The organism is Olivibacter jilunii (genome assembly GCF_900607235.1).
GTDB classification, from domain to species: Bacteria; Bacteroidota; Bacteroidia; order Sphingobacteriales; family Sphingobacteriaceae; genus Olivibacter; species Olivibacter oleidegradans.
Genome location: NZ_LR027848.1, coordinates 1,126,441 through 1,149,229, shown reverse-complemented (window position 1 = coordinate 1,149,229; position 22,789 = coordinate 1,126,441). Strand labels below are relative to the sequence as shown.

Below are 22,789 nucleotides of genomic sequence, written 5' to 3'. Positions count from 1 at the left end.
GTTGTTTTTTATTTCGGTTCACCTTGAGCGGCGCGGGATACCTCATCCCAAGCCTCCCAAATAGCCAATCGTTGCGCGTAAGCCGCTCGGGTACCTGATAGGTTATGGCTACCCAAGTTGAAACGCAGCGGTGGCTGTTCCGCGTCTATCATTTTAAACAAGGCCTGTGGCGTTGCTGCCGGATCGCCTCTTTCCATGGTTTTTAAACTGTCTACAAATTTAGCTTTGAAATCAGTATATACCTCCATACCCTGCGCAAACTTTAAGGATTCCTGACTACCGAATTCGGTAGCATAGGCCCCCGGTTCAATAATCGTTACCTGAATACCGAAAGGGGCTACCTCCGCCGCTAAGCTTTCATGAATAGCCTCAAATGCCCATTTAGAAGAACAGTAATAGCCTATTACCGGCATGGTAACATGGCCAAGGTTGCTGGAAGTACCGAGGATATGGCCATACCCCTGCTCTCGAAGCAAGGGCAAGGCGGCTTGTATCACGGCAACCGGCCCTAAAATATTGGTCTCGTAAAGTGCTCGGATATCTGCCGGGCTTGCTTCTTCGATAGTTCCTACCAAGGAGTAGCCGGCATTATTGAGCACGATATCCAACCTACCAAAATGCGCATGTGCGGCTGTGACTGCTTCTTTCACCTGATCGGGTTTCGTTACGTCAAGTGCTACCGTCAATACTTGCTCGCCATACTTATCTTTCAGATCGGCAATGCTTTCCAACTTACGTGCCGTTGCTGCTACTTTATCGCCTCGTGCTAAGGCGGCCTCCGCCCATACACGACCAAAACCACGCGATGTGCCGGTAATGAACCAAACTTTATCTTTTTGTTGTGTCATGATTGTTTATCGTTTTTGTTCCCAACAAAAGTAGTTTATGCACATTTTTTACTTGTGTGCTAAGTGCGGATATTTGTAGTCATAATGAGGATAGGTTATCTTATATCTCAAATAGTCGATTAACTTTTCATCAGCAATTTCTTGCTCAACCATTTTCTAAAGGGTTCATCATAAAGCTTTAAGAAGAGATAAGCTACTAATATAGTACCCAAAAAGAGAAGCAACGTTATCGGCCATATTTGGGTGAAGGTAAGATTTTCTTGCCATACCCATGCATAAAACAGGTACATGAAAGGATAATGTACCATATATAGTGGATACGATATATCGCCTAAGAATTTACAGATTTTAATAGAGCTTTTGCCGGTTGTAGTTCCGGAGGCACCCAAATAGACCAATATGGGAAAAATAACAAGTGTACATAGTGCATCATAGATCCCGTTCATCCAAAGAGCTTCTGCTTCCCCAATATGGGGTATGGAAAGTAAAATAATAATCGCCAAACTGCAGATCCAAAATGCGCCTTTTACTTCTACAGGTTTAAACTTGCGCGACATCAATACACCGGCGGAGAATGAAAACAACAAACGTAGAAATCCACCGATCAGGTTATGGCCTGCCATCGTCCATCCTACACCTAAATGGCCATAACCGGAAAAATTAAATATAGCAAAGGAGGCCAATCCGATTCCGGCCAACAGGACGAGTACCGCAAGTGCTTTTGCCGATAACCTACGGATGAACAATGCATACAGGATATTGCCGATATACTCAAAGAATAAGGACCAACTAGGGCCATTGAGCGGATACATCTCTCCATTTCCACGTACTTCGGGGCCCGAGCCAGGGGCAGCAGGGATTAAGAAGAGATTAATGAGTAAAGCTAGCATTAACATGGATAAAGATACCTTCGAACCATCCCATTTCACGCTGCCTTGTATATAGAAAGTAATCGCGCCTAAAATAGCGCCCATAATAACCATGGGATGTAAACGGATTAATCGACGTTTGATAAAATCTTTTACTTTCATTGTTTTCCAACGATCGTCATAAGCATAGCCGATAACGAAGCCGGACAGTATAAAGAAAAAATCAACGGCCAAATATCCGTGATTGAAGTGTTGGTCGACAGGACTTGTTGCAAATGCTTCGAATATGTGGTACCAAATAACCATAAGAGCCGCAACGCCTCTTAAGCCGTCAAGAAGAATGTAGTGGGGTTTAGTGTCTGCAAAAGCAGCAGAAGCGATTTTGTGCATAAAAATGTATAAATTGAATGGTTATTTCAATACCAAATGACCATACGGCGAGGTGTTATCCAAAACTTTCTTTTTCTTGCCGCGCAATTTATGAAATGAGTTCAAAAAAATGGTTACCTAGGGTAAATAAATGCATAGCAATTGACGAAGAATGGACGGCTGTTGCAAAAAAAAGCCATCTCTTGTTTTTATGAGATGGCTAATTAAGTCAACTATTTTTATTTTACATTCGTCAAAGGCCTGATTTTGATGTTTCGGAAATCAACTGGTGTGCCCTCATTCTGAAAAAGGAGATGTCCTTTTTCGGCTTTTCCAAAATTTTGAAGGTCTTTGTATTTACTTGCTTGAATCAGTTGTGCAAATGCAGGTGTACTCCGATCATATGCGACCACTTTTTTGCCATTAAGCCAATGGCTGATATGACGCCCGTTTACAATAATCTTGGCGGTATTCCATTCGCCAAGTGCTTTTACTTCCTTTTTTGGATCGGCAGGAATGAGATCGTAAAGTGAGGCGACAGACCGCAGTTCGCCTCGCTCGGGATATTGGTAATGCAGATCATCCAGAATTTGATATTCCAGCCCTAAATAAGTGCCCTTTTTCCCTGGAAAGGTATTGGTGACTAAATATTTAACACCGCTATTGGTGTTTTTTGCCGCCCTAAATTCAAAGGTCAGTTCAAAATTATCAAAGGAAGCCGTGGTGATAATATCCATTTGTTTTCCATGCGGAATGGGGGTTGCCATCAATAAGCCATCTTTCACGACCCAACCGCCATCAGCTAGTTTTTGTAAACCTGCAAAGCTTTTTCCATCAAAAACGAGCTGCCATCCGTTTGCTTTCTCTTGGGCAGTTAACTCATTTTCCGTTTGTGCCTGTACTTTATACATGAGTAGTACAAAAAGTAAGACCATCATTTTTAGCCTATTCATTTGTGTTGATTTATTAGAAATCCATAGACAACGGTATAGAAGCTGCAGGTCCGTTCATCGATCTAAATCTTAGACTCTCCCGCAGCCCCTTTTTCTTTAAATTTTAGGTTCCCATCCCGGCTCATAGCTCCGGCTCCACAATTTTTCCGCTTCGGCGTCACCTACAATATGCCCGTTTTTAGGATCAATCCTTAAATCACGGCCTACTCGCCAAGATATATTCCCTAACAACATGGCCACTGTACTCTTATAGCCAAGTTCGATATCGCAGTTTGGTTGCCTATTATTTTTAATCGCATCCAGAAAATCGGCAGCATGTAAGCTGTCCATCCCCAAGCTTGGACTTGCTGTATTTCTACCGGCCAAACCTTCGTTTGCCGATGTCGATTTTTCTTCTTTGATGAGCTTACCTTGTAAATCATAGATCTTATAAGCATCTTCACCGGTGTCCAAACTTCCCTTGTCGCCGTAGAAAATAACGCCTCGTTCCAAACCTTCTACTTGGCGTCCGTTGCAGCTTCTGTTTTCCCAAATGAGGGTTGCAGTAGGATATTCCAGGGTTACAACCTGTGTGTCGGGTGTTTCCCAATCGTCCTGAAATTGATAACGCCCTCCGATTGAGCTTACCCGTGTTGGGAAATCTACACCTAAACCCCAACGGGCAACATCTACCTCGTGGGTACCATTGTTCAAAGCTTCACCTGTTCCCCAATGCCAGAACCAATGCCAATCGTAGTGGATTAAGCCGTCCTTATAAGGTACCCGCGGTGCTGGGCCTTGCCACAGATCATAATCGAGCCAGGAAGGAACGGTACCGGGTTTCAGAAAAGTTGCTTTGCGGGTGTTGGTATACCACGTTTTGGCCATATACACCTTGCCAATGATGCCTTGATGCAAGAGCTCAATGCCTTTGGTAAGTGTGGGCGCCGAACGACGCTGTGCTCCCATTTGTACAACACGGTTATATTTTCGGGCAGCTGCTACCGCCATCTCTCCTTCTGCCGGATTATGTGCCATTGGCTTCTCAACATATACATGCTTGCCTGCCTGGCAAGCCATGATGGTTAATGGTGCATGCCAATGGTCGGGTGTCGCCGTATAGATAGCGTCAATACTTTTGTCTTCCAATACTTTCCGTAAGTCTTTCTCAGCGCGGGGTGTATTGCTTTGCCCTGCCTCTGCAACACGTTTCATTGCTTTTGGAATGGCTCGCTCATCTACATCACAAATGCAGGCTACGGTTGCATTTTTTTGCTTGGCAAAAGTACCGCTCATGCTGCTTCCGCGGCTATTTACTCCGATGGTGGCAAGCTGAATACGCTCATTAGCTCCGATAATATTGCGGTAGCTTTTGGCACTAAAGGCCAACGCAGGGTGATGGTCTATTATGTCGGCACCAACTGTTAAAGCGGCTGTGCCTATTCCCAACTTTTTTATAAAATCTCTTCTTGATTTAGCATTCATGATGTCTTTTTTAAATTTTTATAATGCTTTTATTTTCACGTTCTTAAAATAGACGATGTCTCCATGGTCTTGTAGCAAGATGTGCCCTTTACTAACTGAACCGAAAGCGGGTTTCGCCTCTTTAAATTTGCTCAGCTGTCGTGCTTTCTCAAATGCCGCGCTCTTGCGATCATAGCGAAGTACTTCCTGGCCATTGAGATAATGGACTATTTGACTATCTTTTGAAACTACGCGGGCATGATTCCATTCGCCTACCTTAACCGGTACTTTTTTCTCAACGGCCAGCATATCATACAAGGCGCTCAGTTGGCGATTGCCATCGCGGCCGAGCTTGGCGTCCGGATGGTAATCATTATCAATAAGCTGGTATTCCATGCCGAGCCATCCACCCTCGCTATACTGTGTAAAGAAGTACTTAATACCGCTGTTGGCACCTTTTGTTAACTTAAAATCGACACGCAGGTCAAAATCGCTATACTCTTCTGCGCTAATGATATCGAGATGTCGTTGCCCTCCGGTTTCCTTTAAAGAAAGTTGGCCGTTTTCAACTTTCCAACTTGCATCCGGTGAGGTGCCTTTTGTGGAAGTCCAACCGGTTAAATCTTTTCCGTTAAAAAGCAATTGCCAGCCTGCTACCTTCTCTTGTGGTGTTAAGGCATTATCCTGTGCATACGCGCCTTGGTTACTTAACCCGAAGAGCGCAAGGAATATCAGTAAAAAAAAGAGATTTACTTGAATTGTCATGATCTAGCATTTATAATTGTGTATAACCTTTATTCTGGATAATCTGTTGCGGATTGGCTTGCATGACAGTCATCGGAATGGGATAGGCCAGCGCGTCATCACTCCAGGTGAAATTATTAAAACCATCGGCTTTTTGTTCCGCAATCATGACATCCTTCGCTCTACCGGTTCTAACGAGATCGAACCAGCGATGATTCTCAAAAGCAAGCTCTACACGACGCTCCTTTTCGATCGCTAGCAGGAAAGCCTGATCATTGGCAAAGTCTGCTAATTGATAATCGCTTAGCAGATTAGCAGGAGCCGGGACATTTGGATCTCCGGGTGTATTTCTAGCCCGCTCCCGTATTTTATTTAGATAGACCAAGGCGGTCGCTTGATCTGTACCGGTGCGCACCAGCGCTTCAGCATAGAGTAAATAAATATCGGCCAGCCGAAGCTCGATCCAGTTATTTCCGTTATCGGAACCACTGGTCGCTACATCGTAATATTTGCGAATATATTTATCGGTTTCAAAGGCACCGGTTTTGGCGTTTACCCAACCATCGCGCATGGATACATATTTTCGAGGGTCTCCGGTTTCATAAGCATTCGACATATCCTGAGTCGGGGCGTTCTGACCGCTTTTATCTCCCACCAGCACTACTTCTTTATCCGAAAAACGGGGAGCAAAATTATTATTCCACGGACTTCCCGTAACCCCATTCGGTGAACCTTTCATGTATTGAATTTCAAAAAGCGATTCCATACTATTTTTCTTATTTACATCGAATAGATCGGCATAGCTTGCCACTAACGCATACTGTCCGTTATTAATCACTTCTCGGAATTTTTCAATGGCTTTGGTATAAAACTCATTCCCTTTATTCAAAGGATATCCTGCCATGAACATATAAACCTTTCCTAATAGTGCAGTTGCTGCCACTTTAGTGACGCGCCCTTTATCGCTTCCGCCATAACTTTCCGGTAGGTTGGCTTCCGCAAATTGAAGATCGCTAATAATTAATTCATAAATTTCCTCCAAGGGTGACCGACGTAATTGATAGGCCTCACCAGGTGCCAGTTCTTTATCCACTTTAATAACACCTAAGAGTTCACCATTTAGTGCATAACCGCCAAACACCCTATTTAACCAAAAATAAGTAGATGCGCGTATGAAGCTAGCCTCTGCTTTATATTGGTTCCGAAGCTTTTCATCGGTAAAGATAACAGCATCGCTACGTCCCAAGACGAGATTACATCGCAAAATGGTATGATAACTATCATCCCAGCAATCCATCAAAAAATTATTCTCGGGCAGCAACGGGGAGGCAAACTCGTCTATTCCCTTTTCATTTGCCGGATTACCGGCTAACCAAGAGTAAGTGGTATTATCAGAACGAATTTCGCCCAAGCGATAATAGGTCCCATTATAGAGTTCGCGCAGGCTGGCATAAGCAGATAAAGTAGCCTGATTAATATCTTGTTGGGTTTTATAAAAATCACTACTATTTAAATTAGAAGGTGGCGTAAGTTCAATAAAATCTTTACTGCAAGATGACAGTATTAAAGCCGTCATACTTAATAAAAGAATCTTTTTCATAGCTGTTATATATCGCATAAATTAGGAGTTAAAAAGTTAGATTAGCACCGAGAATGAAAGATCTAGCTGTTGGATAGCCTAAATAATCGCCTCCTTTTTGAAGACCACTTTCGCTGCTGGTTTCCGGATCATAGCCTGTATAATCGGTAATAGTAAACAAGTTACTACCGGTTATATATACGCGCAATCCTTTAATTTTTAGCTTATCCAATACGGACTGTCCAAAGTTATAAGAGAAGTTTACGTTACGTAAACGAAGGTAAGAGGCATTTTGTACCCATGCGGAAGAAGGGTCCCGTTGCCAACCGGTAGGGTTGCGGGTAGCACGGAAGTGAATGCCATCGCCCGGTTCTTCCGGCGATCGCCAGCGATCGATCTGTTCAATCATACCATTCCGGTCGCCATGGTAAATGCCTACCATGCGTTTGAAAAAGCTAAATACTTCTGCACCATAAGACCCTGTAAACTGCACGCTCAAGGAGAAGTTCTTATAAGAGAGATTATTAGTGATTCCGCCGGTAAAATCAGGTGTATTATTGCCTAAAACGGTTTTATCGTTTTGGTCTAATTTGTCGTCTCCATTGATATCAGCATAACGACCATCACCTATTTTATCAGCGGCTAAATGAGGGTAGCGGTCCAGTTCTTCCTGCGACATGAAAACACCCTCTTGTTTATAGCCGTAAAAGCTTGCGATAGGATAACCAATGGTCGTGATGAAAGCATTATTGGCATTGGTAGCGCTGCCATATATGGGCCGTTGATCGGGCCCCACTTCTAACACTTTGTTCTTATTGAAGGAAATATTAAAATTAGTACTCCATTGGAAGGCATTGATAAAGTTTCTGGTAGTGACCGAAAACTCCATTCCGCGGTTCTGTACTTTACCGATATTCTGAAACTGAGACGTATAACCGGTAATGGTTGGCACCGGCACATCCAGCAATAAATCAAGCGACTGACTATCATAGAAATCGCCCTCTACCCGAATCCGATCATTGGCCAAGCCAAATTCAAAACCGACATTGTATTGCCGCGTTTTTTCCCAACCCAGATTTGCATTTGCCATCGACTCTGCATCCACATCCACGGTGTTTTGCAAGGTTCCCCCGGTTGGGTAATAACCAGGATTCAATAAACCAATGGATGCATAATCACCTATCCGGTTATTTCCGGAAATGCCGTACCCGGCTCTGATTTTTAAATCACTGATTTGGTCGACATTTTTCATGAATCCCTCCTCCGAAATTCTCCACCCTACCGAAACAGAAGGAAAAGTACCCCATTTCCGGTTCTGACCAAAACGCGACGAACCATCACTACGAAAAGTGGCCGTAAAGAGGTAACGATCATCATATGAATAGTTGACTCTACTTAAATAGGAGATCAGGGAGTAAGCGGATTCGGTACTCGATAGCGCGTACATATTGCCGGCGTTTAACGTCTCAATATCGTCGTTCGCAAAACCTCTCGCTTCACCGTTCATGTAGTTTTCGGTGTGCTTTTGAGTGGTATATCCAATTAAGGCCGAAAAACGATGCTTCTCTGCAAAGGTTTTGGTGTAATTTAATGTATTCTCAATCACCCAATCATAATCTGTGTAGCGCGTATCCACTCCTCTGGCAGGACGCGGCGCTCTGGAAGCATCCAAATCTACCATTGATGGTTCAAAACGCTTCAAATGATCGTCCTCAATCCCGCCGTTGATGCTTAAGCGGTACTGCAGGTCTTCAAGTATCTGCCAATCGCCCGAAATTGTTCCCAACCAACCATATCTTCTCCTATTAATATTGACCATTTCAGCAATTCCTATCGGGTTAGCCACGTCTCCCGCAAGGATTTCAGGATTGCGTACCATTGACCCATAAGTACCATCCGCGTTTCTGAGCGGATAAATGGGTGGCAAGTTTAAGGCGTACATTACCGGGGAATCTTTACCATTTGCCTGTTCTCTACTTCTGGCAGAATAAGCCATTAGATTAGCACCTAAATTGATGGTTTTGCTGATTTTAGAATTAATGCTCGAACGGAAATTGAAACGTTCATAATTGGTGTTGATCACAATCCCGTCTTGTTTCATGTAACTTCCTGAAAAGTTATATTGGGTATTTTCAGAACCGCCATTGACGGAAAGTTCATTTTGCTGCGTTAAGGCGTTCCGATACAATAAATCCTGCCAATTATTGTCGGGCATGGTAGCAACCGATGCGGGATCTAAAAAGTTATAGAGGTAGCCTCCTGTGCCGTCGGGAATCATGTACTGACCGGTTGCTCCGGGATAAAGGCTTCGTCGTGAGTTAGGATCATTGATGCTGTGCGGCGACTGATTGGGATCATTTGGAATAACTGCGGCATCTAACCAAGCTTGATTGCGACCATCGACAAACCAATCGACATATTGATCGCGGTTCATCATTTTGATTTCTGTTACACGTTGTTGGAAACCTACAAATGAATTGACATTGATAACGGGGGGGCCCTTTTTACCTTTTTTTGTCGAGATCACCACTACACCATTTGCCCCTCTCGAACCATAAATAGCGGTTGATGAGGCGTCTTTGAGTACTTGTATGCTTTCAATATCGGAAGGGTTGATAAGACGAAATGCATTTCCTTCCATGGGATACCCGTCTACTACGTATAGCGGATCATTTGATTGGGTGATAGAGCCGGTACCCCTTACCCGAATGGCCAAACCTTCCCCTCCGGGGGCACCATTAGTCTGCTGTACTTGAACGCCTGCCATTTGACCTGCTATGGCCTCCCCAAAGTTTTGAACCGGGCGATTTTGGATATTCTCTGCTGATACGGAAGCGACGGCTGTCGTGACGTCAGCACGTCTTTGGGTTCCGTAGCCAATAACCACAACTTCATCCAGCGCAGAGGATTCTTCGGTTAGGGTTACATTGATCAAGGTGTTCGTACCTACATTGATTTCCTGTAGTGCGTAACCTAAAATGCTAAATACTAAGGTTGCCTCTGCTCCTGGCACTTGCAAGGTATATAAACCTTCTGCATTGCTGGTGGTACCTGCCGAGGTCCCTTTTATTTTGACACTTACACCTGGTATGGGCAAACCCTGCGCGTCAATTATTTTTCCTTTCACTTCGCGCTGTTGCAACGGCGGAAGAGCTTCAGAGGAATCGTTCTTCTTTTTGATCAATACGTTATGTCCGCTAATTTTATAGGTGAAAGGCTGATTTTGAAGAACTTGATCCATAATCTCTTCTATTGTAGAACGCTGCGTGTTTACGCTTACCTTTAAACTGCTGATTTCTTTGCTGTTATAAACGAACACATAATCGCTCTGCTGTTTAATGGACCGAAAAATTTCTTCTAAGGTTGCATTTTGTTTATTAACAAAGATTTTTTGCGCGTATGTTGCTGCGTGTAGCTGCATCAAGGCTATGAGCAAAAAGAAAAATGTAAGATTTAATTGCATTATAATTTTCCTTTTAATATCAGTGGCTTGGTATTGAACTGGACTTGGGTTTCCAAAAAAATTTTTGGATAATGGCCTACCCCAGGCCATTGTCTTAGGTCTAATTTTCATTATTTTTGTAAAGCTTGAGTTAATAAAGGTTTTAACAAATTGGCGTTCCGGATTTATCCGGAAAGAGTTAACTCTAAGTATTCCGTTTCCTAATGGCGTTAGGAAACGGTTTTTTGTTAACGCTATGCTTACTTACGTGATTTTCGTTTTTGATTTTGTCATAATTTATTGATTAAAGTTTATTGGATAACGATGATTTTCTTGGTATTTCCTGTTGCTAAAATTTTATATTTTAAATCGAAATAACTTAAAATTTCCAAAGCTTCTAGCGCATTGGCTTTCCGGTGCACTTCTCCCCAAAGTTGAATATCAGGTACGGCCCCTTCAAATTCAATTGTTATATCATACCATCGCGCCATTTGCCGTAACGCTTCTTGAATACCGGAGCCTTGAAATTGAAAAAGCCCACTCTTCCATGCAATCGCATTTTCAGCATTGATCTGAGCTACCTTTAATTTTCCACTTCGTTTTAAGGCGGCTTGTTCTCCCGGTTTAAGGAGGATGGTTTGTTTAGTTTGAAATGCCGAGACTTTAACACTTCCTTCTAACAAGGTTGTTTTAACATCAGGTTCGTCCTCATAGCTATTGATATTGAAATGGGTTCCTAATACCAACAGTTCTTGCCGATCTGTCACCACTTTAAATGGTTGTTTTTCATTTTTGGCTACCTCGAAGTAGGCCTCGCCATTTAATATAACCTTCCGCTCATTTCCTGTAAATACGGTAGGATAGCGGAGGGACGAAGCAGCATTTAACCAAACCTTCGTGCCATCTGATAAAATGACCTGGTATTGCCCACCTTTTGGTGTACTCAATGTATTTGATTTCGACTCTCGGACACCCGGATTAATTTGGTAGGTAATTAAACCATCTTCATTCTTCGTAATTTTTATTCCTCCTTTGTCAAGTATTTTCTGGTCCGGCGCATTATCCAATGCTATTTGTGATCCGTCTGCTAATGTTAACAAGGCCTTATTGGTACCAGGTGCAAAATCGTTCGGATTGATCTTCGATTTATCAACAATTTGAACAAGTGGTTGGCTTGGGTCTTTTTCTTTGAAAAAATAAAAGCCAATGGAAACGAAAAGTAGAAATATCGCCGCAGCGACGATCCGGGGCCAAAGGGTAAAGCTTTTATTTTTCGATAAAGCAGGTATGCGCTGATAGACCTCTGCTAAATCTGCTTGTATCATTTCATCGGTTAAATCCGAAGAAGGAGGGTTAGCCAGGGCCTCATACAAGGATTCTATCCAAGCTTTTTCAGCGTCAGTGCAAAGACCTTTTTTATATTTATGAAGTAATTCTTTAATTCTTTCTTTCTCCATACGCTCGGATAATAAGGATCATTAAAAGTAAAGTACGACGAGGAGTTGCTTGGGGGTAGAAAAAAAAAATTTTAACTCAGAACAGCCAATAAAGAAGGAAAAGGATGGCGTATAAAAAAGCTTCTAATTTGCTTCTTAAGATCCGCAAAGCATTCTTGACTTGTGTTTTAACTGTTGCTTCAGACAGATGCAATTTGGCTGCAATTTCTTTGTGAGAAAGATGTGCTTTTCTACTGAGGTTAAACACCGCTTGCATTTTGGAGGGCAGCTTGCTGACTTCATCTTCCACTAGTTGGTTAAGTTGTTTCTCAAGAAGCGTATGATGGGCGTTATCTGACACTTCTTTGGCCAGTGCCTGAAGCCAGTCGAAGTAAACAGAAGTAATCTTCTTATGGGCTATCAATTTGATTGTTTGATTACGATTGGCAATGTACAGGTAAGCAGCAAGGTTATTAATCTGTAACCCCGTTCTTTTATTCCAAAGGGAGGTAAAAATATCCTGCACGATGTCTTTTGCATCTTCGCGGTTCCTCAATACATGATAAGCTTGCTTATATAAGCGCTCACCATAGCGCAGGTAAATTTCGGAAAAAGCAGCCGTGTCATTCGCTGCTAACAAATGAATTAATTCGTTATCCGTATATAACTTATAGGATGACATACGCTAGGTGACACTAATTGGATTGAGTAGTTTATCGGTTCGCCGTTACGAATCTACTAAATCATTTTAATATAAACGAAAAAAACGTATTTCACCTTGAATGTTAACGAATTGGCACATAGTAATAAGATCATTTTACCTTATTACTACGCACCTATAGCCGCATAAGTCTACGGGCTTCTGCTTGCTTAAAAGCATGTATAAGTTTACGGCGCCCTTATAATTTATCCCTGAGTTGAATCCACTGCTTTATGACTGCTTGCAGTTCTTTACTTTTGGCTTCTACTTCATCAAGGCTTTTGAACTTCGCATAGGCTTTACCTTTAGATGCCGGTTCTAGCACGCTGCCGGGGGTCAACCCTTCCGCTTGATGGAAGACCAGCGTTAGGGTATCCTTCACACGTAGACTAAAAGTGGCGATATCACCTTTGTAATAAAAGCTTGGGCCACCCCATTTAACGTCTTCTGTAATTTCAGGATACACTTTCATAATTGCATTACGCAGTGCCATCATTTCTTCCTTTAACGGATGTTCCAATTTTTCCAAAAATTCATCTACCTTTTTTGAGCTCATTTTTCAATTTTTATTAACATTCGCAATGACCGGACATACTAGCAGAAACTAGGGTTGTGTCTGTGTTTCACTGCAACATCAAGTGTTCGTCTAATTGCTACAACTACTTTTATTGCATAAAAATAGGGGTCCTTTTTCACAGCCAAAATGGGTGAATAAGACATTGCGAGGGGTATATCGCGTCAAGCGATTTTGAAATAATTCTCATTTTAGCAGTTTTTATTCATCGATCTGATAAGACTGTTCCTTAGCAAACGCCTTTTGGACGGAAGTGCGCAGTACGTGTTTGAAAGTGAGGGTTTATGAGCTTATTATATTTTTATACTTTCCGTTGAAATGATAATTTTGGATAATGTAAACTGAACAGACAGCAAATAGCGGAGCTTGTTGTTATTATTGAGTAGAAATAAAGCCGCCGCCGATTTGTTGTGAAACTAAAAAATCATGCGTAAAATCATCACCATCACAGGAATATGTATTATAGGCTTTGTGACAGGAAAGGCTCAAAGCCACCTTGTGTCTACACAAGACACGATGGCCACTTATAGGAAAAGAATAGATGAATTAGACAAAGAGATTATTCACTTGTTAGGTGACCGAATGCAAGCTGCTAGAATTATTGGCGCCTACAAAATGAAGCATAACTTAGCCGTGGTTCAACCGGACCGATTTAAGAAGGTGTTACAGCAAGCCATTGCAGAAGGTGAAAAGGTAGGACTACCAGCTGATTTCATAAAGCGGCTTTACGAAGATGTGCACGCTGAAAGTGTGCGTCAAGAGAAGGAATTGGAGCAAAAAGACGGCGTACAAACAGCCTATTAAATAGGCTGGAATGTTGAATTTTTATTAGTTCATTTCAATAAACGCAGCGTAATTAGCGTTACTATTAGTCATGGATATCCCAATCTGAAAATAGCAGCGACAATTACTGTCGGCTTATTTCTTGGCTTCAACGGCTTCCAGTAAGGGTCGGGGATCAAAGACCACCTTAAATTTGGAGATACATTCGTTTTCTATGTGGTACCATCCTGCACTGAAGATTTCTTTTCCACCCATGTTAATACAGTAAAATACAGCGACATGATTTCCATTGGTCATCACCTCCTTAATATTGTATTTAAGCTTCATTTTCCTCATGTCGGCGATATAGCTATCGGAGCCATTGCGACTGCCTAATACGCCTTCGAAGGTCATATCTTTAGCCAACAATTCATGAGCGGCATCAAAATCTTCTCTATTGAGGCTTTCAATAAATTTAAGCACAATGTACTTAGCGGTTTTCATAATTGTTTTTTTTTGTTAACCATTTATTCCGTCGTTTGTTTAAGGGGGCCGATGCAGTCAATAGCCGGTTGCCTTCCCAACAAACAACTATCTTACACTGAAACAATTAAGTATGATATTGGTTGGATTTTTTTACTTCATTAAAATGGATGGTGTAAAAAATTTACATTTTTCAACCATGGCTTGTGATTATTAGGCTTGTATCTGATATTCGTATTATATGATACGCTTCAATAGACCATCGTTTAAGAAATAGTTAAGGATGAATACACCTAAGAAGACTTTTTACGAACAAGAAGTAGAACGAATAAGCAGAGAGCATGGCCTGCCACAACATTATTATGCATACGTAAGGCAATCTAAAGCCTTCATGGAGCGTCATTATGGCGACAAAATTGAATTAGACAAGATCGCATCCGCCGCGTTTATGTCTCGTTTCCACTATATTAGGGTATTTCAGCAAGTTTATGGATTGCCCCCCCGACAATACCTCAGAGATTTACGCATCGCAAGAGCTAAAGAGCTACTCAAGAAAGGCCATTCCGTCACCTCAGTTTGTTTCAATGTGGGATATGAAAGTTTACCCACCTTCTCGAAGGTCTTCAAGAGAGGCACGGGCTATTCTCCCAAAGCCTATCAAGACCTGAATATTAGCAATCGGGAATAAGTATATTGAACGAAAACTGCTGATCTTTGTACTAACAAAACACTTCGGCAATGATTAAAATATATGTAACAAGCGTACCTGTACAAGATCAGGAAAAAGCATTTCAGTTCTACACAGAAAAGTTAGGGTTTATCAAAAAAACGGATGTACCCGTCGGTGAATATAGATGGCTGACCTTAGTTTCGCCAAATGAACAGAACGGGGTGGAACTCCTCCTCGAACCTATGGCATTTACGCCAGCAAGAGAATATCAGAAGGCATTAAAAGAGGCGGGTATTCCGTGGACATCCTTTATGGTAGATGATCTAAAGAAAGAATATGAAAGGTTGAAAGCGCTCGGTGTCCAATTTATTATGGAACCTAAAGAAGTTGGACCAACCATGATAGCTGTATTGGATGACACTTGCGGAAACAATATTCAACTGGCCGAAATGCTATAACGAGCACAGGTTCAGATGCGGGCGACCTATCCACCGCTCGTACGTTAGAAAATGTGATAGGTACGGAACTTGGTCTTCGAGATAATTCGTTGTTTATAATGTCCTATCAAATAGGTAACTTGGCATGACAATACACATGTTATGTCAATAGAGAACGAAGGACCCGAGTTCTGGGAAAAAAGCTTTATCGAAAAACAGGAAATGTGGGGTTTTGAACCTGCTAATTCTGCAATTTTAACAAAAGATTTCTTTCTGAAAAATTCAATCAGCAACATCCTTATCCCCGGAATCGGATATGGCCGAAATGCGCAACTGTTTGTGGAAAACGGAATGCGGGTAACCGGCATTGAAATATCTAAAACGGCCATAGAAATAGCTAGAAAGCACTATGGAAAAGATATGACCATTTATCATGGCTCGGTTACCGATATGCCTTTTGATAATGCACAATTTGACGGGATATTCTGTTATGCTTTAATCCATTTATTGAGCAGTGATGAACGAGAGAAACTGATTCGCGACTGCTACAACCAGCTCGCGGAGGGTGGCTATATGGTTTTTTCCGCCATTTCAAAAGAAGCACCCACTTACGGACAAGGCAAACGGATTGGTAAAGATCGTTATGAAATGTTTGGTGGTGTTAATCTGTTTTTTTATGACTCCGAATCAATTGAAGCAGAATTTGGCAACTTCGGCTTATTCGAGGTTACAAAAGTGACGGAAAACTATCCGTTTTTTCTGATTAAATGTAAAAAGGGTTAAACGGATAGATGTAAATCTCATTTTTGTAATTTTCACTATGGAAAAATCAGAAATACCTCGTTTAGAATTATCGGCATTCGCTCAAAACAGCTATCAGGTGCCTTTTTTAAATGTCCAGCATTATCCTATTGACGGAGATCACTTCGTCATAAAAAATCGAGACGATTATCCGGTAAATGATTATATCTCCCCTAACCGGCGACAATTCTATAAAATTTTTCACATGACGTCGGGCACGGGGATTCTTACAGTGGGATTGCATCAATATCATATGTCGGCCGGCGATATCGGTTTTCTACATCCTGATGAAATCATGTCCTGGCAAACTACTTCCAAAGAGACAGGTGGACATTTTTGTTTGATTAATCCAAAATACTTTGAACTTGATGCCGGCCATGTTCTTCAATTATTTAAACAGTTCCCTTATTTTAAGGCAAACAAAGCGGTGATACAATTAAATGAAAGCCAATCTTCAAAAATAAATCACTATTTCGAGTTAATGCTACAGGAAAATGAAGGGGATAATGAAGATAAAAAGCAAGCGATCCTATTACATTTACAAATGCTATTGTTGGAAGCGCAAAGAGTGGAAAAGGTTCTTCCTAATGTGAATGTTTCTGAAGGATATAATTATCTCTATAGTTTTTTGAACTTATTGGAGTCTTCTTTTCAAGTCCGGGATCCGAATTCGGTTCTTCAAATTAAAACCGCAAGCGAGTTTGCAGACCAGTTGAACGTGCATCCCAATTATTTAAATAGGATAGTTAAAGAGCGGACAGGAAAAACACTCCGTGAGCACATTCAAGAACGCTTAATTTACGAAGCTAAATCTTTACTTTTTCAAACGGATTGGACGATAAGTACCATTGGCTATGCGCTGGGTTTTTCCGGTCCTGCTTCTTTTTCTTCGTTTTTTCAGAAAAAAGAACGTGTTTCTCCTTCTATCTATAGAAAAAGCGGCTTATTGCAACCAAATATTTGAAACTCGTAAATATCGGTATGTTTTGAACAAACCCTAACCGCGTTACTATAACTTACTTTGTACCATAACATTAAAACAAATATTATGGAAACAAAAAAAGTATGGTTAGTAACCGGAGCTTCAAAAGGTTTAGGATTAACATTGGTAAAAAAATTACTGGACGCCGGTTATAAAGTAGCGGCTACTTCAAGAGATATAAATGCGTTACGTTCGGAAGTAAGCCACTCAGGCTCTGAATTCCTTCCACTCCAAATGGACGTGGTGGATGAACAAAGTGTCGCCAAATCGATAAACAGGATCGTTGATACGTTCGGAATGATAGATGTCGTAGTAAATAATGCAGGGTACGGTCAGATAGGAACACTCGAAGAATTGAGCGACAAAGAAGCTCGTCAAAACTTTGACATAAATGTATTTGGTTCGCTAAATGTCATCCGCCATGTGATGCCTTACTTCCGTAAACAGCATGCGGGTACGATCTTCAACATTTCTTCTATTGCAGGTTTTCTAGGAACTTTTCCCGGTTGGGGCATTTATAATGCGACAAAATTTGCGGTTGCCGGCTTTACCGAGGCCTTATCGGCGGAGGCCAAATCGTTAGGGGTATCAGCAGTGGTAGTGTATCCCGGTTATTTCAAGACGAATTTCTTGTTAAAAGGTTCTATGCGTCTCGCCCAAAATCCGATTGCGGAATATAAAGAAGCTCGGGATTTAGAGGTTATACACGAAGAACAGGTAATAGGCAATCAGCCAGGCGATCCGGAAAAGGCTGCCGCGGTGTTTATCGAAGTCGCGGAAATGGAAACAAAACCCTTGCATCTATTCTTGGGTAGCGACTCGTATAAAATGGCCCGGGATAAAATGGCAACGATCGAAAACGAAATGACTACATATGAGAGTTTGGGTCTTTCGACCGATTTCGGCAACTAAGTACTTTTTAATAGATTCGCCATTCTGAGAGCACAAAATGTGCTCTCAGAATGGCGAATCCTATTTTAATCGGACGTCCAAATATACGGAGTGACGCCCGTATGTATTATAAAATGGTTTAAAAATTACGTCGTCAATGGTGAACTCTAACTGTTTTGGATCGCCTTTAATAGATTTGCTTATATCTTCAGCATCCAGGCTTACTGTACGCCAGTCTTTCCTTGCTTCAGGTTCTTGGGCCGCTAGTAAAATAGGACCATAAAATAGACTGGCTATATTCTGCTGATCCATCACGGGATCGAGGTGAAACTGAAAGGGCATTTGTAAATCAACAACATCGCCATCTTTCCAATTGCGACTTATTTTTAGATAAGAACCCGGCTTTGCCTCTAGTTTTTGATCTTTACCATTCACCCTTACAAAAAAACCTTTGGTAGCCCAACCCGGCACGCGGACATGCATATCAAACTTTCCACCTCCTTTAATCGTTAAACGGGTGTGATCTTCATTAGGAAAATCCGTTGTTTGTTGCACGGTTATCTTACGTTCCGCCCATTCCAAGGTAGAAGGTATAAATAGATTGACATAAAGTGCATCGTTGTCCTTACTTTTAAAATAAATAGAGTTTTGTAGTTTGGTACTACTTTCTATAGCGGTGCCGTTGCAACAGGTAAAGCCTGTCATATGCGGATTACCAAATTGCTTAATAGAACCGGGCCTGAGCGGTACATGATAAGTGTTTGCCGGACTGTCTTCGGCTACTGACGCCAAAATATGATTATAGAGGCCGCGTTCGTAATAGTCCATTAGTTCAGGCCTTTGATCGAATAAGAACAAATCGCTGGTCAATTTAAGCATATTGTAGGTGGCACAGGTTTCGTTTTGACCTCCTGCAGAAAAGCCGTTTTCATATAACGTCGCGGGCTGACTGATAAAACATTCTGCATTGGCCGGATTACGTGCTCCGGCAACGCCTCCAATGCTATACATATAATCGTTCACAACTTTGTACCAAAAGTTGTCGGCGATACTGTAATACACCGGATTGTTGGAAACACGGTACATTTCGATGCTACCCACAATTTGAGGTATATGCTGATTGGCATGTAAACCACGGAAAGTATCTACGTTTTTAGCTAAACCATGCGAATGGCTAGCATCACCGTAGAACATTTTGATGTTATCGAACAACTGTGCAGTTTTAAGGTAATTCGGTTTATTCGTGATCCGATACAGACGGGCCATCACCTCATTCATACCACCGAATTCACCTGCAATATAGGTATTCCACATTTTTATAAGTGTCTCGGTAGGCAGTTTGCTCAAACGCGCATACACCCAATCACCCATACCGGTAGCTATTTCAAGCGCTTTTTTATTACCACTCACTTCATATACATCCATTAGCCCTGCCAAGATTTTATGTAGCGTATAATAAGGTGCCCAAACCTGATTCTTCTGTCCGCCATACTTAGCACCACGTTCTAACATGATAAATTGATCCGGTGGATAGGCACTGATGAAGCCCTCCCCCCAGTTCCAGTAATCGGTACGGATACCCTCATCACTAAAATCTGAGTCATACTCCGTTTTCCCGGGGCCATAAGGCACAGCCGTCGGATCAGATACATGGATGCCGCCAGCTTCTTTAGGCTTTCCGGATAATTGCGATAGTTCATAAAGGGTATTAACCATATATTCCATTTTCTCCGCAAATTTGGCCTGAAGTGCTTTATCATATCCGGTGCCGGCATAGGCTTGTGCAATTGCGGTAAGGTAATGACCCGTTGCATGCCCCCGTAATTTCGTTTCCTGGCTGTCCCACACACCTAAAGGTCGCGCTCCTTCCGGCTGCTTCTGACCAAAAGCATGACGAAACATATAAAGAAAAGAATTAGGATCGGTTGCAGCTAATGTATTGATAAACTTATCCCGATTTTCAATAAATTTAGTTTTGTGGCCATGCGCGTCGGCCTCCAAAGAAACCTGGTCTAAATTAAAGGGTGCGAGTTTTGAACTAGGGATATCGCTCGATTTAGCTTCTATTACGGTGACGAAAGCCTTGGGTTGTAGATCTGTACCTGGAACGCGCCCGGTAATGGTATAACGTCCGGCTTGAAGAACGGCAGTATTGTCGGTTGGAGCAGGCCAAAGAACCCGCACTTTTGGCCCATTTATCCCTTGCCGATAAGTTCCCTCTATATGACTTGGTAAACGCGGCAAATTTCCTATGCTTGTTTTCACTTCTACATCGGGTACTTTTATTAAATATGCGTTATAAAGCTTCGACTCGCTTGGAGAAAACTGTTGAAGATTATCTTCTGGCTTCCCGACATTAACCGCAGCTTCCTGACCACCTCTCAGGGCATTGTAGTAAATGCCAGTAACTTGTCTTCTCGTTAGGGGAACGCGATAAATACGAAAATCATGTATCAGGGCATTCAACGAGGGGTTCTCAGGCAATAGCGATTTACCGATATATAGTTGCCTTTTTGCCCCCTGTTCACCGAAGACCGCTGTTAACTCCGACGGGATATCTTTTGTTTCTCCTACTGGTCGGCTATCAACATAGGTTATCATTGCTTTTGAAGGAATATCGATCACGATAGCAAGGTGTACCCATTTATTCAATGGTATAGCTGGAGAGACCGCACCCTTCTGATGATCACCTTTTGTTGTTATCAATGCCTGGCAACCTTCTTGGGTATTTGTCCCTACGGGAGCTACAAAAAAATGCCTGGTGGCATCTTGTCCGAAATCAAAAAAATGTTGACCCCGTTTATCTGAACGCAAGTATATCCATCCCGATATACTGAGCGACTCTAAATCTGTTAAAGCATCTCCTTGGAGCATCACAAAATCATTAGCTGCTCCGGAGAGCGACAAAACCTTACCGAACCGCTCATCATTAGTAAACTTGATTTCAGGGCCTTGAAATTTCCCGTGCAAATTATTTCTAGACCAGTCTTTGGTATCTCCATCAAATACGTAACGCGCAATCATTCCGGTTTCACCGATACCGTCGAGTATTTGGTCTCCATTTTGTGCTCGAGCGATGTAAGCCCCTTCCGTTAAAACAATTACAAATAGGATAACACGTAAGATTACTTTGTACATTTTCGTTGCCATAAATTGTTTAAAATCTTTTTTGCTCTTACAAAATTCCACTTTCAGAAGTAGCGTTTTTCTAGTACTATATTGGAATGCATCCGTCTAAATCCCTACAAAAAGATTTAAAGACCAATATATTGAAAATAGATAATTTATAGTTTGATAGTTTTTCGTAAAATTATAAAGGTTCGCACTGTTTCGTTACGCCTATTTTAGCAAATGATCACAGGATATTATCAGGTATGACCCCTGGAAAAGAAGAAGGAAAGAAAAAAAGATTGAATAAAAGGATCTGCTCTCTTATAAAGAAGCTTTACTTCTGAAATGAGGCAACTAGCAGTTGAACCCCAAAATTCTAAACTGCTAGTAATGGTGTATTAGATTGTAACCTAGTACCACCTATTGCCTCGCTTATGGCACTCGGGTTTGATTATAGTTTTTAAGCTTCAGGGTTCACTACAAATAGATCCGCCCGTATTATTAGTCATGGTATTTCCCCATTGCCCAAAATTGGTAACCAGCTGGGGATGACGCATACTAATAGCACAACCTTGATTGTTGGTAATGATATTATTATATACCTGACAACCATCGTCCGGCTGATTTAAGTTATTCTGAAACCGTACCGCATGCCCATTGGTTTGGTCGATTGTACAATTGAAAATATTAGCACCGTTAGCTGCGTCAATACCGATAGCTCCGACACCCCGTTTATGCGTATTGTTTTTGTAAATCCAAACATTTTCCACAAAACAATTATGAGATCCGCCATCGATCGTGATACCCTCTCCCCCATTTTCGTAAGTTTGACAATTTTTAATACGGTTATCTGAACTGCCCCACTGGGAAATGCCTACTACATAGTTATAGTAAGTTTTCACCCCTTCGATCCAGATTCGATTGGCATTGTGGATCAAAATACCTGAATGCCCGCTGTTGCGGAAGTGACTGTTATAAATTTTCGTGTCATTTCCGAAAACGCGTATGTTAGGCTCGGGAAGCATACCACCATCGACATAAATCCAATCGATAACCGTATTGACAATATTAACATCTACATCAAGTACCGAAACGCCCTGCCCGGACGCCGTAGCCGCCTTACGCATATAATTTGTAGGATCGCTTCCATTATGTTCTCCGCGAATGGTTAACCCGCTCTTATTAATATGTACGGTGCCGCTGAAATAATGGTTTCCCGCACGAATAATAATGATATCTCCGGCGACAGATTGATCGATCAGCGCCTGTAAAGCGCTTGTTTCATCCGGACCATTCTGGGCGGGTAAGTATCGTATCGTTGCAGCTTGGTTTAACGCCGATTCCTGAGCAGTTATTCCGTTAGCAATAACATTCGGACGCTCTTTTAACATATCTGATTTTCCACAGGAAGCGAATACAAAAATCAGCAATGCCACTTTTGACAAGTAAGACTTCATCATAATATTGGTTTTTATGTGGTTATTAAATAATTGACTCAAATCTACAAGCGTAATTAATTAATATGTTTCTTAATTTGCTTCAAAATTTCATCAATTTATCTCATTTACAGCCACTTTAGATGTGCTGTAAATAATGATTCTAAAGATTTCATTGCTTAAAAAAAGAGGCTGTCTAAAAAGCCTTTTAAAAAAGATCCCCGATACGGAAAAGTGTCGGGGATTTTTATTGTTTGTC

19 protein-coding genes are annotated in these 22,789 nt (G+C 41.7%); 6 read left to right on the top strand and 13 right to left on the bottom strand.

Features of this window, described 5'->3' with window-relative positions:
• Positions 1 to 8: 8 nt before the first annotated feature.
• The 10 genes from E0E36_RS04660 to E0E36_RS04615 form a co-directional block, all read right to left on the bottom strand.
• On the bottom strand, positions 9 to 848 hold the full coding sequence (locus E0E36_RS04660; protein WP_013664213.1) for an SDR family NAD(P)-dependent oxidoreductase: 840 nt from the start codon (positions 846 to 848) through the stop codon (positions 9 to 11).
• Positions 849 to 967: 119 nt separating this feature from the next.
• Complete coding sequence (locus E0E36_RS04655; RefSeq protein ID WP_130854903.1) at positions 968 to 2,107, bottom strand: acyltransferase family protein; 1,140 nt, start codon at positions 2,105 to 2,107, stop codon at positions 968 to 970.
• Positions 2,108 to 2,325: 218 nt separating this feature from the next.
• The gene (locus E0E36_RS04650; RefSeq protein WP_130854902.1) at positions 2,326 to 3,039 is read right to left on the bottom strand and encodes a 3-keto-disaccharide hydrolase; all 714 of its coding nucleotides are present in this window, start codon (positions 3,037 to 3,039) and stop codon (positions 2,326 to 2,328) included.
• A 96-nt stretch (positions 3,040 to 3,135) separates the two neighbouring features.
• Positions 3,136 to 4,503: a Gfo/Idh/MocA family protein gene (locus E0E36_RS04645; protein WP_130854901.1), complete on the bottom strand. Its 1,368-nt coding sequence runs from the start codon at positions 4,501 to 4,503 to the stop codon at positions 3,136 to 3,138.
• 18 nt (positions 4,504 to 4,521) lie between these two features.
• The gene (locus E0E36_RS04640) at positions 4,522 to 5,247 is read right to left on the bottom strand and encodes a 3-keto-disaccharide hydrolase (RefSeq protein WP_130854900.1); all 726 of its coding nucleotides are present in this window, start codon (positions 5,245 to 5,247) and stop codon (positions 4,522 to 4,524) included.
• A gap of 10 nt (positions 5,248 to 5,257) precedes the next feature.
• Positions 5,258 to 6,826 carry a RagB/SusD family nutrient uptake outer membrane protein gene (locus tag E0E36_RS04635; RefSeq protein ID WP_130854899.1) on the bottom strand — a complete coding sequence of 523 codons (1,569 nt, stop codon included), beginning with the start codon at positions 6,824 to 6,826 and terminating at the stop codon, positions 5,258 to 5,260.
• A 28-nt stretch (positions 6,827 to 6,854) separates the two neighbouring features.
• Complete coding sequence (locus tag E0E36_RS04630; protein ID WP_130854898.1) at positions 6,855 to 10,268, bottom strand: TonB-dependent receptor; 3,414 nt, start codon at positions 10,266 to 10,268, stop codon at positions 6,855 to 6,857.
• Between the two features lie 290 nt (positions 10,269 to 10,558).
• Complete coding sequence (locus E0E36_RS04625; protein WP_130854897.1) at positions 10,559 to 11,704, bottom strand: FecR family protein; 1,146 nt, start codon at positions 11,702 to 11,704, stop codon at positions 10,559 to 10,561.
• A gap of 76 nt (positions 11,705 to 11,780) precedes the next feature.
• Positions 11,781 to 12,365 carry an RNA polymerase sigma factor gene (locus tag E0E36_RS04620; RefSeq protein WP_130854896.1) on the bottom strand — a complete coding sequence of 195 codons (585 nt, stop codon included), beginning with the start codon at positions 12,363 to 12,365 and terminating at the stop codon, positions 11,781 to 11,783.
• Positions 12,366 to 12,582: 217 nt separating this feature from the next.
• Positions 12,583 to 12,939, bottom strand: a complete 357-nt coding sequence (locus tag E0E36_RS04615) for a DUF1801 domain-containing protein (RefSeq protein ID WP_130854895.1) — start codon at positions 12,937 to 12,939, stop codon at positions 12,583 to 12,585.
• Between the two features lie 444 nt (positions 12,940 to 13,383).
• Between E0E36_RS04615 and E0E36_RS04610 the strand changes: the two genes are divergently transcribed.
• Positions 13,384 to 13,761, top strand: coding sequence for a chorismate mutase (locus E0E36_RS04610; protein ID WP_130854894.1), 378 nt, complete (start codon positions 13,384 to 13,386; stop codon positions 13,759 to 13,761).
• 114 nt (positions 13,762 to 13,875) lie between these two features.
• Here E0E36_RS04610 and E0E36_RS04605 read toward each other — a convergent pair whose 3' ends face one another.
• Positions 13,876 to 14,223 (bottom strand): nuclear transport factor 2 family protein, encoded by a 348-nt coding sequence (locus E0E36_RS04605; protein ID WP_013664217.1) that lies wholly within the window; start codon positions 14,221 to 14,223, stop codon positions 13,876 to 13,878.
• Positions 14,224 to 14,485: 262 nt separating this feature from the next.
• Here E0E36_RS04605 and E0E36_RS04600 point away from each other — a divergent pair, with 262 nt between their 5' ends.
• The 5 genes from E0E36_RS04600 (at position 14,486) to E0E36_RS04580 (ending at position 18,004) form a co-directional block, all read left to right on the top strand.
• A complete protein-coding gene (locus tag E0E36_RS04600; RefSeq protein ID WP_130854893.1) occupies positions 14,486 to 14,890 on the top strand; it encodes a helix-turn-helix domain-containing protein in 405 nt (134 codons plus the stop codon).
• A gap of 50 nt (positions 14,891 to 14,940) precedes the next feature.
• Entirely contained in the window at positions 14,941 to 15,330 is a 390-nt protein-coding gene (locus tag E0E36_RS04595) for a VOC family protein (RefSeq protein WP_013664219.1), read from the top strand.
• A gap of 141 nt (positions 15,331 to 15,471) precedes the next feature.
• Positions 15,472 to 16,092 (top strand): class I SAM-dependent methyltransferase, encoded by a 621-nt coding sequence (locus tag E0E36_RS04590; protein ID WP_013664220.1) that lies wholly within the window; start codon positions 15,472 to 15,474, stop codon positions 16,090 to 16,092.
• Positions 16,093 to 16,129: 37 nt separating this feature from the next.
• Positions 16,130 to 17,074, top strand: a complete 945-nt coding sequence (locus E0E36_RS04585) for an AraC family transcriptional regulator (protein WP_130854892.1) — start codon at positions 16,130 to 16,132, stop codon at positions 17,072 to 17,074.
• Positions 17,075 to 17,158: 84 nt separating this feature from the next.
• Entirely contained in the window at positions 17,159 to 18,004 is an 846-nt protein-coding gene (locus E0E36_RS04580; RefSeq protein ID WP_130854891.1) for an SDR family oxidoreductase, read from the top strand.
• Positions 18,005 to 18,064: 60 nt separating this feature from the next.
• Here E0E36_RS04580 and E0E36_RS04575 read toward each other — a convergent pair whose 3' ends face one another.
• Both E0E36_RS04575 and E0E36_RS04570 read right to left on the bottom strand, forming a co-directional pair.
• Positions 18,065 to 21,133, bottom strand: a complete 3,069-nt coding sequence (locus E0E36_RS04575) for a beta-L-arabinofuranosidase domain-containing protein (RefSeq protein ID WP_013664223.1) — start codon at positions 21,131 to 21,133, stop codon at positions 18,065 to 18,067.
• Positions 21,134 to 21,561: 428 nt separating this feature from the next.
• The gene (locus E0E36_RS04570) at positions 21,562 to 22,554 is read right to left on the bottom strand and encodes a right-handed parallel beta-helix repeat-containing protein (RefSeq protein ID WP_130854890.1); all 993 of its coding nucleotides are present in this window, start codon (positions 22,552 to 22,554) and stop codon (positions 21,562 to 21,564) included.
• Positions 22,555 to 22,789: the final 235 nt, after the last annotated feature.

What these genes read in the sequence shown, in the direction of transcription:
- E0E36_RS04660 (WP_013664213.1), bottom strand. Translation starts at nt 848, where the DNA reads ATGACACAACAAAAAGATAAAGTTTGGTTCATTACCGGCACATCGCGT.
- E0E36_RS04655 (WP_130854903.1), bottom strand. Translation starts at nt 2,107, where the DNA reads ATGCACAAAATCGCTTCTGCTGCTTTTGCAGACACTAAACCCCACTAC.
- E0E36_RS04650 (WP_130854902.1), bottom strand. Translation starts at nt 3,039, where the DNA reads ATGAATAGGCTAAAAATGATGGTCTTACTTTTTGTACTACTCATGTAT.
- E0E36_RS04645 (WP_130854901.1), bottom strand. Translation starts at nt 4,503, where the DNA reads ATGAATGCTAAATCAAGAAGAGATTTTATAAAAAAGTTGGGAATAGGC.
- E0E36_RS04640 (WP_130854900.1), bottom strand. Translation starts at nt 5,247, where the DNA reads ATGACAATTCAAGTAAATCTCTTTTTTTTACTGATATTCCTTGCGCTC.
- E0E36_RS04635 (WP_130854899.1), bottom strand. Translation starts at nt 6,826, where the DNA reads ATGAAAAAGATTCTTTTATTAAGTATGACGGCTTTAATACTGTCATCT.
- E0E36_RS04630 (WP_130854898.1), bottom strand. Translation starts at nt 10,268, where the DNA reads ATGCAATTAAATCTTACATTTTTCTTTTTGCTCATAGCCTTGATGCAG.
- E0E36_RS04625 (WP_130854897.1), bottom strand. Translation starts at nt 11,704, where the DNA reads ATGGAGAAAGAAAGAATTAAAGAATTACTTCATAAATATAAAAAAGGT.
- E0E36_RS04620 (WP_130854896.1), bottom strand. Translation starts at nt 12,365, where the DNA reads ATGTCATCCTATAAGTTATATACGGATAACGAATTAATTCATTTGTTA.
- E0E36_RS04615 (WP_130854895.1), bottom strand. Translation starts at nt 12,939, where the DNA reads ATGAGCTCAAAAAAGGTAGATGAATTTTTGGAAAAATTGGAACATCCG.
- E0E36_RS04610 (WP_130854894.1), top strand. Translation starts at nt 13,384, where the DNA reads ATGCGTAAAATCATCACCATCACAGGAATATGTATTATAGGCTTTGTG.
- E0E36_RS04605 (WP_013664217.1), bottom strand. Translation starts at nt 14,223, where the DNA reads ATGAAAACCGCTAAGTACATTGTGCTTAAATTTATTGAAAGCCTCAAT.
- E0E36_RS04600 (WP_130854893.1), top strand. Translation starts at nt 14,486, where the DNA reads ATGAATACACCTAAGAAGACTTTTTACGAACAAGAAGTAGAACGAATA.
- E0E36_RS04595 (WP_013664219.1), top strand. Translation starts at nt 14,941, where the DNA reads ATGATTAAAATATATGTAACAAGCGTACCTGTACAAGATCAGGAAAAA.
- E0E36_RS04590 (WP_013664220.1), top strand. Translation starts at nt 15,472, where the DNA reads ATGTCAATAGAGAACGAAGGACCCGAGTTCTGGGAAAAAAGCTTTATC.
- E0E36_RS04585 (WP_130854892.1), top strand. Translation starts at nt 16,130, where the DNA reads ATGGAAAAATCAGAAATACCTCGTTTAGAATTATCGGCATTCGCTCAA.
- E0E36_RS04580 (WP_130854891.1), top strand. Translation starts at nt 17,159, where the DNA reads ATGGAAACAAAAAAAGTATGGTTAGTAACCGGAGCTTCAAAAGGTTTA.
- E0E36_RS04575 (WP_013664223.1), bottom strand. Translation starts at nt 21,133, where the DNA reads ATGGCAACGAAAATGTACAAAGTAATCTTACGTGTTATCCTATTTGTA.
- E0E36_RS04570 (WP_130854890.1), bottom strand. Translation starts at nt 22,554, where the DNA reads ATGATGAAGTCTTACTTGTCAAAAGTGGCATTGCTGATTTTTGTATTC.